The sequence below is a fragment of the Cryobacterium sp. TMT1-2-1 genome (assembly GCF_004403955.1).
GTDB lineage: Bacteria > Actinomycetota > Actinomycetes > Actinomycetales > Microbacteriaceae > Cryobacterium > Cryobacterium psychrotolerans.
Genome location: NZ_SOHC01000023.1, coordinates 27,258 through 42,527, shown reverse-complemented (window position 1 = coordinate 42,527; position 15,270 = coordinate 27,258). Strand labels below are relative to the sequence as shown.

The window sequence follows — 15,270 nt, the reverse complement described above, 5'->3', positions numbered from 1 at the left end:
ATTCTCAGGAGCGATTTCTGGTTTCTGATGTTGTTGGGTGTGTTCGCGGGAACGATTCTCGAGGTGCCGCCGCGATTTGGCCGGGTCCGCACGGTTTCGGGCGCGTCAGATTGGGGTAGGGCGCATGAGCAGCTCACGCTGGGGACGATCGAGGTAGTCACCGGCAGCCCGGCCGGGTCCGCCGATCAGGACAACCCGACGATCTCGCCGTTGTCGTCGATGTCGATGCGTTCGGCTGCCGGTGCGGACGAGAGACCAGGCATGGTGCGCATGTCGCCGCAGATGGGATAGATGAACCCGGCCCCGATCGACGCACGCACCTCACGCACCGGCAGTCGCCACCCGGTGGGTGCTCCCTTGATTTTGGGGTCGGCCGACAGGGACAGGTGTGTCTTGGCGATGCACACCGGCAGGCTGCCGAAGCCTGCCCGCTCGTACTTGTCGAGTTGCCGAGCTGCCAGAGGCGAGAGGTCCAAGCCGTCGGCGCCGTACATCTCGCGCGCGATCACATCGATCTTGTCGACCAAGGGAAGTTCGTCGGGATAGAGCCGGTGGAAGCTCGACGGTTCAGCGCAGGCTTCCGCAACAGCCTCGGCCAGCTCGACCGCACCCCTGCCGCCTTCGGTGAAGTGGTAGCTGATCGCCGCGCGCACACCTTCCTCTGCCGCGACGTCCATGATCGCCTGATGCTCACTGTCGTAGTCGGTGGGAAATGCGTTCACCGCAATGACCGGCGTCACTCCGTGCCGTCGGATGTTGGCGATCTGCCGGCGCAGGTTCGCTGCCCCGGCGATGACGTCGTCGGGATTCTCGGCGAGCATCTCCGGTGGCAGCGGTCGGCCGGCGACGACCCGGTACTTGTTTGAGTGAGTTTTCAGGTCACGCACGGTCGCGACGATGACGGCGGCATCCGGCGCCAGCCCGGAGGCACGGCACTTGATATTGAAGAACTTTTCCGCGCCGATGTCTGCACCGAACCCCGCCTCGGTGATGAGGTAGTCGCCGGCATGGATGCCGATCAGATCGGCGATGACCGAGGAGTTACCGGTGGCGATGTTCCCGAACGGACCGCTGTGGACGAGCACTGGCGTCTGCTCCACGGTCTGCATCAGGTTCGGCTTGATGGCGTCCTTCAGTATCGCGGTCATGGCGCCGGCCGCCTTGAGCATCTCGGCGGTCACCGGTTCGCCGCCGCGGTTGTAGCCGACGACGATTCTTCCCATCCGTTCACGGAGATCCCGCAACGACGTGCACAGCGACAACAACGCCATCACCTCGCTGGCTGCGGAGATGTCGAAACCGGATTGGAACGGATTGCCGTCGTCAGGACCGCCGAGCCCGGTGATGATGGTGCGCAGTTCGCGATCGTTGACGTCGAGGACACGTCGCCAGGTGATCTCATGGGGGTCGAACCCGAGACGGTTTCCCTTGTGGATGTGGTTGCCGATCATCGCCGACAATAGATTGTGGGCCGCGGTAACGGCGTGCGTGTCGCCGGTCAGGTGCAGGTTCAGTGCCTCCATCGGGACCACCTGAGCGTAGCCGCCACCAGCGGCTCCGCCCTTGATGCCGAACGTCGGCCCCATCGACGGCTGCCGTATCGCGACGATCCCGAGCTTGTCGATGTGCCGGAAGCCCTGACCGAGCCCGACCGCAGTGGTCGTCTTGCCCGACCCGAGTGGAGTCGGCGTGATTGCGGTGACGACGACATACTTGGCCCGTGGACGGTCACGGAGCTCATCGATCGCATCGAGGGAGATCTTCGACGCCGCACTTCCGTACGGTTCCAGCAGGTGTGGACCGATGCCCATGTCGGCTGCAACCTCTTCAAGCGGGCGACGGGCCGCAGCGCGCGAGATAGCGAGATCCGACGGCATGGCCGTGGTAATTGGTCGAGATGGCTTGAACATGGTGCCTCCTCAGCGCCTCAGCGCCTCTGGGGCCTGGTGACCCAAGCGTACTGTCAGGCCACGGGCGCGTGCCGGCGTGGCGTGGAGCAGTTCGAATGGGGCGTGCGGTACTGCCCCGGGTCCAGTTGACTCGTTGGAGCTGGTCAGAGTCAATCAAGTCGTCATCAGTCCCCATTAAACGAAACGTGATGAGACGACTTTCCGAGACGCTCGGGGCACGGGTACCGAGCTCAGCGACTAGGTCCGGCTCAGCGCTTCCTCATCGGCCGCAACATTCTTCTGCACGGCGAACTGGGTCCGGTGCAATTCCTCGTACCGCCCACCCGCAGCCAGCAGTTCCTCGTGCGTACCGCGCTCCACGATCGAGCCGTCCTCAACCACGAGGATCAGGTCTGCGCTGCGGATGGTGGAGAGGCGGTGTGCGATCACCATCGCCGTCCGTCCCTTGAGCGCCTCGCTGAGCGCCGCCTGCACGGCGGCCTCAGACGTCGAGTCCAGTGCCGCCGTCGCCTCGTCGAGGATGACGACGCGCGGCTGGGCGAGCAGGAGCCTCGCGATGGTCATCCGCTGGCGCTCGCCCCCGGACAGCCGGTAGCCACGCTCTCCCACCATGGTGTTCAGCTGGTCTGGCAGGGACCGGATGAGCGGCTCGAGCCGCGCGCGGCGGACGGCGTCCCACACCTCGTCGTCGGACGCCTCCGGCCTCGCGAGGCGCAGATTGGAGAGGATGGTCTCGTGGAACAGGTGGCCGTCCTGCGTCACCATGCCCAGGGTGTGCCGCATGGAGACGAAAGTGACATCGCGGACATCCGTCCCCGCGAGGCGCACGGCGCCGCTGTCGACGTCATACAGGCGCGAGAGGAGCTGCGCAATTGTGGACTTGCCGGCACCGGAGGTACCAACGAGGGCAACGGTCTGCCCCGGCTCGATCCTGAAGGACACGCCGTGCAGCACCTCCTCGCCGCCGCGGGTGTCTAGCGTGGAAACCTCCTCGAGAGAGGCGAGGGACACTTTGTCCGCGGACGGGTAGGCGAAGCGGACGTTGTCGAACTCGACGGCCACCTGGCCTTCGGGGACGGCGACGGCGTCGGGCTTCTCCTTGATGAGCGGGTCGAGGTCCAGCACCTCGAAGACGCGCTCGAAGCTGACCACCGCGCTCATGATCTCCACCCGTGCGTTTGCGAGGCTGGTGAGCGGCGCGTAGAGGCGGGTGAGGAGGAGCGCCAGGGTGACCACGTCACCGGTATTCAGCTGGCCGGCGAGTGCGAGGGAGCCGCCGAGCCCATACACGAGCGCGAGGGCGAGAGCGGAGACGAGCATCAGTGCGGTGAAGAAGACGAACTGCAGCATCGCGGTCCGGACCCCGATGTCGCGGACGCGGGCGGCGCGGACGCGGAACTCCTCGGCCTCCTCGTCGGGCCGGCCGAACAGCTTGACGAGGGTGGCGCCGGGCGCCGAGAAGCGCTCGGTCATCTGCGTGCTCATGGCGGAATTGTGATCGGCGGCCTCGCGGCGCAGCGCGGCGAGGCGGCTGCCCATGCGGCGCGCGGGTACCAGGAAGATGGGGAGCATGATCACGGCGAGAACCGTCACTAGCCAGGACGTGCTGAGCATGACGATCAGGGTGAGGATCAGCGCCACGAGGTTCGTGACCACGCCGGACAGCGTGCCGCTAAAGGCCTGCTGAGCGCCGATCACATCGTTGTTGAGGCGGCTCACGAGGGCGCCCGTCCGCGTGCGGGTGAAGAACGCGATCGGCATTTTCTGCACGTGGTTGAAGACGGCGGTGCGGAGGTCCAGGATCACGCCTTCGCCGATCCGCGCCGAGTACCAGCGCGTCACGAGTGACACCGCGGCGTCGGCCACGGCCACGAGGGCGATGACGACGGCGAGCCAAACGATTGTGGTGACCTCGCCCCGGGCGACGATGACGTCGACCACCTGGCCGGCGAGTACCGGCGTCGCGACCGCGAGGAAAGCTCCCACGGTGGAGAGGGTGATGAAGATCAGCAGCTTGGACCGGTAGGGCATCGCGAACGTCATGATCCGCCGAACGGACTCACGGGAGAAGCCGTGCTTACCGTCCCTGGCGGTAGAGATCTTGTACAGCGAGCTCCAGGCCGCGCCTTCCATGCTCATTAAGGTTCCTTCCGTGGGCAAACGACCAGCTTAGATGGCGACTTGCCCGAGCTCGGGGTTCTCCCCAGCGGCGGCGAGCCGAGGGTGTTTGAGGAAACGGCTCGGCCGGCAACGAACGTGTGGGCGGTATTTGCGACGCGGCTGCCGAGGTGACGCGCGGTGCGCCGGTCAGCGTCATGGATCGCGTCGGGTCCGCGGTCATTCCATAACCGTGCGCCGGCTCCGAGGTAGAAGCCAAGACGGTTGTCGTCGTGGTCGGTGGATGCGGTCAGTCGGCGTCAATCTGACAAGGCGCCCTATGGCGAAGGCAGACCGCCAGCAAGGTAAGCGTGATCTCTGGTTGCAATCGATGGATGCGTTGGGTATCGGATTCGATTCATAGCGCGGCCCTGGGGCGCGTGTGGGTGAAGGGCTGACAACACACGCACCTCGGGGCCGCGGGAAAGTGGAGGAAAATCTGATGGGCCGCGGAGGAAAAAGCCATTCCATCATCGTCCCGGATCGCGCCCTCCTATGTTTAGCAAAGAGCCCACAGATGGGCCGGTCGCGAAACTCTTCACGAAACGGTCCGGTCGAAACAAAAAGAAATCGCTCCTGAGGATTCTCAGGAGCGATTTCTGTTTTCTGCGGCTTCCGCGTCCGTTCGTGACCGCGGCCTCGGCCTCGCGCCGACTAGCGCGTCGCTCTCCGCCTAGGCCGATCAATCGAAGACCATTGAGTTTGATCGGGTGTACGGTTCGCGATATGACGATCAGGGTCAGACGGTTTGCCGTCGCTGCATTGGTTGCTGCGTTCTTGACGGCTGGAGCCGTGGCGTCCGCTTATGGGTCCGAGGCTGGCGATCCGGCACCGGATTCGAATAAGGTGACCCCGTCCTCTTTGCCGTTGGACGTCACCGGTGATGCTTCCTTCTCGGAGGAGCGTGATCGGCTGTATGCGCTCCTTTCTCCTCTCCTAGACTCCAATGGCAGCTATATCTGGGACTTCGAAAACGAGATACTGACGATTCAGATGACGTCCGAGGCGGCCCTCGATCAGGTGCGGGAAATCATCGCAGACTCCGGAACCTTTCTCACCACCGACTTCGTGCACGTTCAGTACTCGGAGCGGGAACTGAACGAACTTGCCGACTATCTCCTGGGAAATCAGCTCGAATGGGCGGGAGCGACAGGAATCGGCGGTGGCTATTTGCCCCAAGCCAACCGCGTCATCCTGCAGGTTGATCCCGACTACGGTGATGGCCCCGCTCTCATACACGCGATCGAGGAACTCAACGACCCACGCGTTAATCTGGAACTCGTCGAGCCCTCGGAAACTGGGGGACCAGAAAGCAGGATCGACGACTACGCTCCTTGGAGCGCCGGCCCAAAATCAAGAAGGGGACTGCTGGGCTGCGTTGTCTACTAGCCTGCGATGATCCTGGTCGGTTGTTCCTCGTCGCCCACGGGTTCCGCAGCGCCAAGATCAGCATCGATATTCAACACCTCATGCTCGCCATCAAGCTGGGCCAGCAGCACAGCCGCATTCTCCGCGAGTCGCCTCGCCGATTTCCATCGCAAGTCGACCGGATCACCGTCGACCCCGAGAACGACGTCAGTCGCAATCGAAAAAGCAACTTCGCCCCCTATCCGTAGGTGCCGGACCAATTCCTTGTGGATGCGTCGGCTGGTCCGTTGGCTGGAACGATCCGTCTTAGCGTTGCGGTAGTTGCTACCGCGCCGAGCGAGGTCGACGGACTCACCGACGTAGACGGTGCCCCTGCCACCGGGCTCGAGGGCTCGGAACGAGAACCGGTAAAGTCCAGGCGCGCGTGGGAGCGGTGGAAAGGACGGCCAGCCGTCGCTGTCAAGCGTGATGCCGCCAGCGTGTAACCAAGTGAAGCTCGTTGTTGCGGAGACTGTGTCGATTTCAGTCAGCCGAGTGGGGTCGAAACCTCGTGAGCTACGCGTCGACGGTGACGGCGCTGCAGGAACGGGCGGTTGATCCATATCGACCGGGAATCCGAGCTTCCGCAGTTGGCGTCGCGCCGTTTGGGAAGTGAAGGCAGCGTGCGGCAGGCCTGCCGCGATGCCGAATGCTTGTTTGACTGGCCACTCACGTCCGTCGATAACGACCGAGTACTCGAATACGCGATCCGGTTCATGCCCCCGCAGCCGTTCACTGACGTCGGCTCGTGTCAGATCGCGCTTCTCCCCATTGATGATGAACTCCACGCGGCTCTTCCCTACTTATTCGTTGGATGGCGAGACTATCGCGCCGCTGGGGACTGGCCTGTCTGTAGAGGCGCTGCGTCGGAATGCTGCTGGCGCCGACGCGGCCTGTCGGGTTTCGATCCTGCTTTCATAACCCGCTCAGATCGGCCAGAGACCCGTGCCAGTGTCGCTGCTTCATCCGGGCAATCTTAGAAACTCGCAAGTACGGTCGGGGATCCGCTGAGCGTTGAGCACGAGACGTCGCCGTGCTGGGTTTCGTAAACAGCCGACAGATAGATGAGCAAGAAATTGCTCTTGAGGATACTCACGAGCGATTTCTTGTCAACGCTGGGTCGCTATTCGGCCTTGAGCGTCCACTCGCCGTCGGCGTTGACCACGATCACCGAAGGGCAGGCGCTGAGGGGGACCGTGCCCGAATGGTCGCCGATCTCGTTGATGAGCAGACCGAAGTTGAAGTCCTCCCCGGTCTCCTCGATCACCGCGAAGTTGCCTGAACCCGCGTGCGTGGCAGCGAGCTTCCCAGCTGCCCCGTCATAGAGGATTGTTTCCTCGTCCGTCGTCGTTACCCGGGCAACTCGCTCGTTAGTATGAAGAAATGTGCTTTGCTCTCTCCGCACGCGATGGCGCAAGGTGCGCTGCTCTAATGGGACGCCACGTAGAGCAGACGCTGGAAAAAATTTCCGGGACGGCAGCAAACGGGGACTTCATCCCGGCTTCGCGCGGAGTGAGTTTATGATTCGTCAGGGTTTCGTCGAGTGGGCCGGGTACAAGACCTGGTTCGCCTCTTTTGGAGAGAGCGTCGCTGGCCGGCTTCCTTTGCTTGTTGCCCACGGTGGGCCGGGGATGACGCACGACTATCTGCTTCCCCTCCAGGCGCTCGCCTCAAGCGGCCGTCAGGTGGTTTTCTATGACCAGCTGGGCAATGGCAACTCGACTCACCTCCCCGAGTATGGGGGCGACACTGGATTCTGGACGCCAACTCTCTTCCTTGCCGAGCTCGATGAAGTGATCAAGCACCTGAATCTTGACGCAGGAATGCACTTCCTCGGCCAATCGTGGGGCGGGATGCTCGGAATCGAGTACGCCGTGCGGCGTCCCAAAGAACTCGCGTCGCTCATCCTTGCCGATTCGCCTTCGTCGATGTCCACCTGGGCGGCCGAGCTCGGCAAGCTGCGCGATGGCCTACCAGACGACATCCGACAGGTTCTTGACGCATGTGAGGCAGCGGGAGCCACCGACACTCCGGAATACGCTGAAGCCACGCTGGCCTTCTACCGTCGGCACCTTTGCCGGCTCGATCCCTGGCCAGAGGGCATGCAGAGAACCTACGATCTGGCCGTGCAGTTTCCGACGGTGTACGGCACGATGATCGGTGCCAGTGAGTTCAATGTGACCGGTTCGCTCAGTTCGTGGGACATGGATGACCAGCTGTTCAGAATCTCGGTGCCGACCTTGGTCCTGCATGGTGAATTCGATGAGGCAACTGATGAAGTGGTGCGCGCCAGTCGTGAACTCATCCCCGATGTCGAGTACCGAAAGATTCCGGGCACAAGCCACACTCCACATCTCGAAAAGCCCGAGTTGACCATCCCGATTATTGCCGAGTTCCTCGCGCGCCACGATTTGTCGTAGCGACTCAAACAGAGAGACACCGATGAGCTCGCCCCCGGCGAGCAGCGCCGATGACAGTGTTCGAGCCAGTGGGCGCAGGCCCCACTACTCGGGTCTGTTAAGCCCGATGTACATGCTGTGATGCAGGTCGGCCACGTGCATCATCACGGCATCCGCGGCCGCGACCCTGTCTCGGGCGGCGATCGCATCGCGCATGACCCGGTGATCCTCGTTGCTCTCGTGCAGGTAGGCGATCGGATAAGGCAGGAAGTAGGAGTGGAGGTCCGCGAGTGTGCGCCGATAAAGCGGAAGTACGTTCGACAAGCCGGCTGCGGACGCCACGCGAAGGTGGAAGGCCTCGTCGCCGCGGCGAAAGCTGGCCCAGGACTCCGTCGCCGCCATCTCGCCGATGGCGGCATCCATCGCGGCGAGGTCGGCCTCGGTGCGGTGCTCGCACGCAAGGTGCGCGAAACCGGCCTCGAGCACGCGCCTCTCGTCAATGAGCTGCCGCACCCGATCGGCGTCGGCGCGGTAGGCGGCGGTTTGCGGCACCGCGTCTCGCGGCGGGTTCTTCGCGAGGTAGGTTCCCCCGCCCCGCCCTCGACTGCGCTCGACGACTCCCGCGCGCTGCAGCTCGGTGAGGGCCCGGCGCACCGTGATCTCGCTCACCTCGAGTCCCGCCGCCATGTCGGCGGCGGTGGGAAGGCGCTCACCCGGAGAGAGGAGGCCGAGGTCCGCGGCGAGCGAGATGCGGGCACGGACCGTGTCGACGGCGCTCGTTCGCCGGATCGTCCCGACGGCACCGGCGCTGAGGGCGGGAGGCAGCATAGAAGGTACTCCTTTGGCTGCGCTCACGCCCTCAGCGTATCAAGGCTCAGATCCCCTTGGTAGCGATGGTCGAGGTGGCCTCCGAATCGACTTCGGCGTCGTTCCTTCCCCGTCGCTGGCCGATGATGGCGCCGGCAACCAGCGCCGCGACAGGGATGAGCCCGAGGATCACGCTGACCGCCACGCTGGAGCCCGTCACGAGGGTGAAGTTCGAGAGGACGAGCCACATGCTGACTGTGAGCGCAAGAACAGCGACCACCGGAATGATGCGCGTCGTCCACAGCCGGCCAGGAGCCAGGTCGCGGTGGCGCGCGAAGAACACGACGACCGCGATCGAGGTGGTCAGCATGAGGATGACCATGCCGACCGTCGCGACGCCTGCCATCGAACCGAAGACGCCGACGAGGGGGTCAAGTCCGACGATGGCGAACACCGTGACGAGCACGAGAGCCGTGATCGACTGCGTGATCGACGAGACCGCCGGAGAGTGCTGCTTGGGGTGCACCCGCCCGAGGCCCGCCGGCAGGAGGCTCTTCCGGGCGAGCACGAACTGGTAGCGCGCGATGACGTTGTGGAACGACAGCACGCAGGCGAACAGGCTCGTGATGAGCAGCACCTGCATGATGTCGCGCAGGGTCCCGCCGATGTACAGCTGGGCCGTGTCGAGCAGCATGTTGCCTTCGCCGGCGAGCGTGCGCTTTGCTACGTCGACCGCGTTGCTCGGCCCGTCGGCCAGGATCATTGCCCAAGCGGAGATTGTGTAGAAGATGCCGATGATGAGCACCGCGAGGTAGGTGGCTCGGGGAATGGTGCGCTCCGGGTCACGAGCTTCGTCACGGAAGACCGCGGTCGCCTCGAACCCGATGAACCCGGTGAGAGCGAACAGCACGGCGACACCGAGCGGCCCGGAGAACACAGCCTCGGGGGTGAACGAGGTCAGGGAGATGCCCTCCGCTCCTCCGCTGATGAAGATCGCGGCGTCCGTCACGACGACGACCGCGATCTCGAGCACGAGTGCGATTCCGAGCACCGTCGCGCTCAGTTCGATGTGCCGATAGCCGAGCGCCGCGACGATCGCGATTGTGACAAGCGCGTACAGCCACCACGGCAGCTCTGGTCCTCCGTAGAAGGTCACGAGGTCGTTCGCCGCCCAGCCGAGGAAGCCGTAGACGCCGACCTGAATGGCCGTGTAGGCAACGAGCGCCACGAGGGCGATCCCCATCCCGGCCCGTTTGCCGAGGCCGAGAGTCACATAGGCGAAGAACGCCCCGGCTTCCTTCACGTGGGGAGTCATCGTGACGAATCCGACGGCGAAGAGGAGCAGGACGAGGGAGGCGATCAGGAACCCCACGGGAGCGCCGACGCCAGGGCCGATGCCGACCGCGAGAGGCACGTTGCCGGCGAGCACGGTGAGCGGTGCCGCGGCGGCTATCACCATGAAGACGATTCCGCCGGTACCCAACCTGCCGGAGAGTTGGCCCGTCGGAGTCGCTCGGGCCTTGGTGGGAACGTGAGTAGTCATGCTGTCCTTATCTGTTGGGTGGAGTCACGATCGACGGCGGATGCCGGTGCTGGGGAAACTTGGGGCGTCTCGTAGAGGTCTGAACGACGGTCGTCGAGGTAGGGGTTGGCGCGTCGCGCTTCATCCACGACCTCGGTGTCGATCGTCGCGGTGAGCGTGCGTGTGCCGTGCTCAACCGAGTCGAGCACCTGCGCGAACGGATCGACGATGCGGCTACGTCCCACATAGGAGAGGGTGAGCTCGTGCCCGTCATGGTTGGCGTAGGCGACGTAGACCTGGTTCTCCCAGGCGCGAGCGCGCACGACCTGCTCGGCGATGAACTCGAATGGTGCCATCTGCGCCGTTGGTACCGCGATCAGGTGGGCGCCGGCGGCGGCGGCGGCGCGCACGGGTTCAGGGAACTCGACGTCGTAACAAATGAGAGTCGCGATGCGCACTCCGCGGAACTCCACCATCGAGACGAGATCGTTTCCCGCGGTGAAATAGGTGTGGTCGAGTTCGCCGAACAGGTGGGTCTTCCGATAAGTGTTCTTGACCTCGCCGGTTTCGTCGATGAACACGGCGACGTTGTAGTGGTGCCCGTCTTCGAACAGCGGCAGGCCGACGATGAGGGCGATCCGCTCCTCGCGAGCGACCTCCGCAGCGGCGGCCGTCAGATCGGTGCGCCCCAGTTCGTGGACGAGCGGGCCGATATTGTAGCCCGTGAGGAACAGCTCCGGGGTGATGAGCAGGTCGGCGCCATCCGCTACCGCCGCGCGCGCCGTCGCCCTCAACTCGGCGAGATTCTTCTCGACGTCGCCGGGCACGCCGGCCGTCTGCAGCACTGCAATCTGGATCTTCACATGTCGTCCGATTCACTAGGCGATGAATTGATCAATTTGAGCAGTATAAGTGGCACCGCGGAACCACGCCGAGTGCCACGCTGTCTTGCGCAGTCCGTGAGTTGACGGGCGACAGGTGCGTCACGTGCGACGCGGTCCCCGCGGTCCCCGCGGTCCCCTCGATCTACCGCATCCAGCGTTTCGCCAGGTGAACAAGAAGGGCCCCCGAGAAATCGGGGGCCCTTCTGTATTACCGGTCGGCTTCCGGTGGCCGAGCCTGTCGGGAATCCCCGGTCATCACGCGGAACCATTCCGCGGCTGCCTCAGCGCAGGAAGCATCCTCTGGCGCAGTTGCGCCGCTGACGCCGATCCCGCCGACGATCAGGTCCTTCTCCCGGAAAGGGACGCCGCCCGGGAAAATGACGTAGCGCCCGCCACCATTCGCCTGCAGGCCGAAGAGCGGCCCACCGGGGGCCGCCAGGAGGGCCAGCTCAGCGGTGGGCGCGCTATGCGCCACGGACGTGAATGCCTTGTCGACTGCCAGCGTCGGACCGGCGATCTCCGCGCCGTTCATGCGTGCGAAGGCAACCAGGTGGCCACCTCGATCGACGACGGCGATGCTCACGAGCACGCCCAGTTCCTCGGCGCGCTCCCGGGCGACGGCCACCATCCTTTCGGCGGTGCCGAGTGTCAACGACCGACTCATCGGGCTCCGGAGCCTACCGGTGCCGAGTCCTCTTCCGGCACTGCGTCGTCTACGCCTCCGGTGGCGAGGACTGCGCCTGCCCGCTTGAGCAGTTCAGGACGCTTTCGACCGAGGACGAATGCGATGCCTGCCATGACGGCGATGAGTGTCAACACGATGTAGGGGAACGTGTTCAGCGGAGCCGGCGGCACCGGGTAGACCTGCCCGTAGATCGGTATCCCGAGGAGCAGGATGCCGAGGACGGGGAGCACGACGTGCCGCCAGAGGGTCCGTTCGGCCCGGCCGGGGCCACTGAAATGACGCATGCACGCAATGTTGGTGAGGATGTAGACGGGAATAATCGCGAGGGTCAGGATCGATCCGAGGTAGATATAGGCATTGAACGGCCCGGCCAGGAGCCCGACACCAAAGGTGAACACGACAGCGACGGCCGCCTGCAACCAGATCGCGTTCGCCGGTGTGCGGTGGACGGGATGGATGCGTCCGAGCACGGGCGGCAGCATGCCCTCTCTGCCCATCGCGAAGAGAATGCGAACGACGCCATTGTTGGCGTTCATGGTTACGGCGAAAATACTCGAGACGCCGGCCAGGCCGATCAGCAGCTCCAGCCACGGTGCGTACGTTGCCGCGAGGGTGTTGAACGGTGCGGCGTCCTTGACGAGCTTGCCGACGCCATCGGTACCGAAGCCGATCATCTCGCTGTAGGTCGTGAACAGGTAGATCGCCCCGACGAGCAGCAGCGACAGGAACATGCCGCGCGGGATGTTCCGGTGCGGATTGCGCACTTCCTCGCCGAGGGTGGTGGCGGCCTCGAAACCCACGAAGGACAGGATGCCGAACACCATGCCGAGTGCCAATCCGGAAAGACCGTTTGGCGACGAAGCAGGGGACAACGGCTCCAGCGTCAGGCCGTTCGCGCCGCCCTGGGCCAGCACAATTGCGCTGAGGAGCACGATCACCGCAACTTCAACGACGAAGAGGATCGCTGCGGTCTTCAGGGAACCGGTGATGCCGCGAAACGACAAGAAAACCATGAGCACGAGGAAGGCAGCGGAGATGACCATCCAGGAGATGTGCACGCCGTAGCCGGCCAGGATGCCCTCGGCATAGGTGCCGATCAGCGCGAGTTCCGCGGGCACGAGCAGGCCATAGGCAATGAACATGAGGCCACCCGTGACGAAACCGCTGCGGGCGCCGATCCCGCGCGATACGTAGGTGTAGAAGGATCCAGCACCAGGAAAAGTACGTGCCATCTCCATGATGCTGCTCGCCAGGACGAGCATGACCACAAGCGCCAGGACGAACACGAGCGGCGTCGCAGCCCCGGCGTTGGCCGCCACCACCTGCGGATTGAAGTACACGGACACCGCGGGTCCCATGAGCGCAGCGGACATGATGACCGCCCCGCCCAGGCCTAGCGCGTTCCTGCGCAAAGCATGCGTTTCTGCCAAAGCGACTCCTTCGTCGATCAAGTTGATGAGAACGGGCTGACGGTACATGCCGCAGATGGAACGTGTCAAATCGTTGGCCAAGGGTCCGGCAGAGTCTCTCACCCGGGATCTGGACGCGGGATCCGCGACCTCCACTCAAGGAAACGAAAAGTTCCTTGACACCCGACCATCGGCGCGCCTAAATTCAGTCCAACGAACATTTCGTTCGCTAGGAAGTAACACATTGTTTCTTTGAGCCGATCGGATGTTCGCATGATCGATGGCCTAGCAGACGCGGGCGAGGTGACGCCGGAGGAATCGCTGGGTGCGCGTATCCGCGAGTTTCGACTCGCTCGCCGCATCAGCTTGCGCGCGCTTGCCCTGCTCGCTCATACCTCACCGGGCTTCCTGAGCCAACTTGAGCGAGGCCAGGCCAACGCCAGCGTAGGGACCCTTCGCAAGCTGGCGGATGGACTGGGAATCACTCTGCCTGACCTCTTCACGGACGATGACGTCACGAGACCCAAAGTATTGCGGCGCGAACACCGTCCGGAGATTCACACCAGCAACCTGACCTCGAAGTACCTGTTGTCTCAGAAGCCACTGCGCAATCTGGAGGTGTATGTCGCTGACTTCCTTCCCGGCGGAAACTCGGGCGATGCGTACACTCACGGCGATGTTCAGGAAATGCTTGTTGTCATTTCCGGCAGCGTGACATTGGAACTGGCTGGCGCTGAGTACCAACTGAACCGTGGCGACAGCGCCGAGTACCGCACGTCGACGCTCCACTCGGTCCGCAACACCAGCGCGGAACCGGCAGAGGTCATGTGGATCATCAGCCCACCAACCCTCGGAGCCCCTTAAGCCTCCAGCGACTGATTCTGGTCAACACGGGAACCGCCGAGTCCTCATCCTGAAACGCAACGAAGCTCACAAGGAGAAAAAATGAAAATCGCGAAATCAACCTGGAGTGTCCGGGTCGGTGCCATCGCCACCGTCGCCGCAGGCTCACTCTTTCTAGCCGCCTGTACCACAGGTGGCGGCGGACCGGCTAAACCAGTCGATCTCGGGAGCGGAGCGGCGGTCTCTGGGTCTGTCAAGGCAAATGCCTTGACGGGCCAGACCCTGACCTTCGTTTCCTACGGGGGTATTTACCAGGATGGCCAAGTCGCCGCAGCCATCTCTCCGTTTGGTGCTGCTTCAGGCGCGAAAATCCTTCAGGACGGGCCCACGGACAATGCCAAGCTGAAGGCGCAGGTCACCTCAGGAAATGTGACATGGGACGTTGTCGACACCACGAACGTCTTCGCAGCCCAGCAGTGCGGCAAATTGTTCATGCCGCTCGACACCAGCATCGTGGACACGAGCAAGATCCCGGCCGGCCTGCTTACAGACAAGTGCTCGGTGCCGGCGATGAGCTACGGCATGATCGTCATGTACAACACCAAGAAGTATGGAGCCAACCCTCCGACCAGGTGGGCCGATTTCTACGACACCAAGAAGTTCCCTGGCAAGCGAGGGATCGAGGGCGGAACTGGCGACCTCGACCCGGGTGTCTTTGAAGGTGCCTTGCTCGCCGATGGTGTTTCCGCCGACGCCATGTACCCGATCGATGAGAAGCGCGCCATGAAGAAGATGGCGTCGATCCGGAAGGACATCGTGTTCTGGTCGACCGGCGCCCAGTCCCAGCAGCTGCTCGAATCGGGTCAGGTTGACATGGCGCTGGTCTGGAGTGGTCGCGCGTACTCTGCGGTGAAGAACGGCGCGGCGTACGCGCCGATGTGGGACCAGTGGATGCCCGAGGCTGACGCCCTCGCTGTCCCTATCGGCGCTAAAAACCCGAAAGCATCAATGGCAATGATCAACTACTACCTCGGGAGCGAGCAACAGGCCAAGCTCACCGAACTGACCTCATACAGTCCCGTAAACACGGATTCCAAGCCGAAGTTGGACGAGCTGGCTCAATCCTTCGTGACGACCACGCCTGAAAGAGTCAAGGATGCCTTCAAGCTGGACAACGCCTGGTGGGCAGAGAACCATGACGAAATGGTTACGGCCTACACGAACTGGCTGGCCGGCTAGGCATCTCG

At 63.6% G+C, this 15,270-nt stretch carries 13 protein-coding genes; 4 read left to right on the top strand and 9 right to left on the bottom strand.

What is annotated here, in order from left to right; genetic code table 11:
• Positions 1-185: 185 nt before the first annotated feature.
• Together E3T33_RS03735 and E3T33_RS03730 are read right to left on the bottom strand one after the other, a co-directional pair.
• Positions 186-1,910 (bottom strand): formate--tetrahydrofolate ligase, encoded by a 1,725-nt coding sequence (locus tag E3T33_RS03735; RefSeq protein WP_198417240.1) that lies wholly within the window; start codon positions 1,908-1,910, stop codon positions 186-188.
• A gap of 237 nt (positions 1,911-2,147) precedes the next feature.
• Complete coding sequence (locus tag E3T33_RS03730; protein ID WP_134574772.1) at positions 2,148-4,049, bottom strand: ABC transporter ATP-binding protein; 1,902 nt, start codon at positions 4,047-4,049, stop codon at positions 2,148-2,150.
• 744 nt (positions 4,050-4,793) lie between these two features.
• On the opposite strand from E3T33_RS03730, the gene E3T33_RS03720 reads away from it, so the two are divergent.
• Positions 4,794-5,456 (top strand): hypothetical protein, encoded by a 663-nt coding sequence (locus tag E3T33_RS03720; protein ID WP_092324402.1) that lies wholly within the window; start codon positions 4,794-4,796, stop codon positions 5,454-5,456.
• Here the strand turns inward: E3T33_RS03720 and E3T33_RS03715 are convergent.
• Positions 5,453-6,262 carry a hypothetical protein gene (locus tag E3T33_RS03715; protein ID WP_134574771.1) on the bottom strand — a complete coding sequence of 270 codons (810 nt, stop codon included), beginning with the start codon at positions 6,260-6,262 and terminating at the stop codon, positions 5,453-5,455. The genes E3T33_RS03720 and E3T33_RS03715 overlap by 4 nt on opposite strands.
• A 335-nt stretch (positions 6,263-6,597) precedes the next feature.
• A complete protein-coding gene (locus E3T33_RS15165) occupies positions 6,598-6,741 on the bottom strand; it encodes a hypothetical protein (RefSeq protein ID WP_166784382.1) in 144 nt (47 codons plus the stop codon).
• Positions 6,742-6,994: 253 nt separating this feature from the next.
• On the opposite strand from E3T33_RS15165, the gene E3T33_RS03710 reads away from it, so the two are divergent.
• Positions 6,995-7,894, top strand: a complete 900-nt coding sequence (locus tag E3T33_RS03710; RefSeq protein ID WP_092324406.1) for a proline iminopeptidase-family hydrolase — start codon at positions 6,995-6,997, stop codon at positions 7,892-7,894.
• Positions 7,895-7,978: 84 nt separating this feature from the next.
• On the opposite strand, the gene E3T33_RS03705 is transcribed toward E3T33_RS03710, so the two are convergent.
• From E3T33_RS03705 to E3T33_RS03685, 5 genes are all read right to left on the bottom strand, one after another.
• Positions 7,979-8,701 (bottom strand): FCD domain-containing protein, encoded by a 723-nt coding sequence (locus E3T33_RS03705; RefSeq protein ID WP_134475915.1) that lies wholly within the window; start codon positions 8,699-8,701, stop codon positions 7,979-7,981.
• A 46-nt stretch (positions 8,702-8,747) separates the two neighbouring features.
• Positions 8,748-10,223 carry an APC family permease gene (locus E3T33_RS03700; RefSeq protein ID WP_134574770.1) on the bottom strand — a complete coding sequence of 492 codons (1,476 nt, stop codon included), beginning with the start codon at positions 10,221-10,223 and terminating at the stop codon, positions 8,748-8,750.
• Complete coding sequence (locus E3T33_RS03695) at positions 10,220-11,065, bottom strand: carbon-nitrogen hydrolase family protein (RefSeq protein WP_092324411.1); 846 nt, start codon at positions 11,063-11,065, stop codon at positions 10,220-10,222. Before E3T33_RS03695 ends, E3T33_RS03700 begins: the two co-directional genes overlap by 4 nt.
• 229 nt (positions 11,066-11,294) lie before the next feature.
• Entirely contained in the window at positions 11,295-11,738 is a 444-nt protein-coding gene (locus E3T33_RS03690) for a heme-binding protein (protein ID WP_198417078.1), read from the bottom strand.
• Between the two features lie 8 nt (positions 11,739-11,746).
• Positions 11,747-13,336, bottom strand: coding sequence for an APC family permease (locus tag E3T33_RS03685; RefSeq protein ID WP_134574769.1), 1,590 nt, complete (start codon positions 13,334-13,336; stop codon positions 11,747-11,749).
• A gap of 117 nt (positions 13,337-13,453) precedes the next feature.
• On the opposite strand from E3T33_RS03685, the gene E3T33_RS03680 reads away from it, so the two are divergent.
• Together E3T33_RS03680 and E3T33_RS03675 are read left to right on the top strand one after the other, a co-directional pair.
• On the top strand, positions 13,454-14,044 hold the full coding sequence (locus tag E3T33_RS03680) for an XRE family transcriptional regulator (protein WP_092324415.1): 591 nt from the start codon (positions 13,454-13,456) through the stop codon (positions 14,042-14,044).
• 81 nt (positions 14,045-14,125) lie between these two features.
• A complete protein-coding gene (locus E3T33_RS03675) occupies positions 14,126-15,262 on the top strand; it encodes an ABC transporter substrate-binding protein (RefSeq protein ID WP_092324417.1) in 1,137 nt (378 codons plus the stop codon).
• Positions 15,263-15,270: the final 8 nt, after the last annotated feature.

What these genes read in the sequence shown, in the direction of transcription:
- E3T33_RS03700 (WP_134574770.1), bottom strand. Translation starts at nt 10,223, where the DNA reads ATGACTACTCACGTTCCCACCAAGGCCCGAGCGACTCCGACGGGCCAA.
- E3T33_RS03720 (WP_092324402.1), top strand. Translation starts at nt 4,794, where the DNA reads ATGACGATCAGGGTCAGACGGTTTGCCGTCGCTGCATTGGTTGCTGCG.
- E3T33_RS03710 (WP_092324406.1), top strand. Translation starts at nt 6,995, where the DNA reads ATGATTCGTCAGGGTTTCGTCGAGTGGGCCGGGTACAAGACCTGGTTC.
- E3T33_RS03680 (WP_092324415.1), top strand. Translation starts at nt 13,454, where the DNA reads ATGATCGATGGCCTAGCAGACGCGGGCGAGGTGACGCCGGAGGAATCG.
- E3T33_RS03730 (WP_134574772.1), bottom strand. Translation starts at nt 4,049, where the DNA reads ATGAGCATGGAAGGCGCGGCCTGGAGCTCGCTGTACAAGATCTCTACC.
- E3T33_RS03675 (WP_092324417.1), top strand. Translation starts at nt 14,126, where the DNA reads ATGAAAATCGCGAAATCAACCTGGAGTGTCCGGGTCGGTGCCATCGCC.
- E3T33_RS03735 (WP_198417240.1), bottom strand. Translation starts at nt 1,910, where the DNA reads ATGTTCAAGCCATCTCGACCAATTACCACGGCCATGCCGTCGGATCTC.
- E3T33_RS03705 (WP_134475915.1), bottom strand. Translation starts at nt 8,701, where the DNA reads ATGCTGCCTCCCGCCCTCAGCGCCGGTGCCGTCGGGACGATCCGGCGA.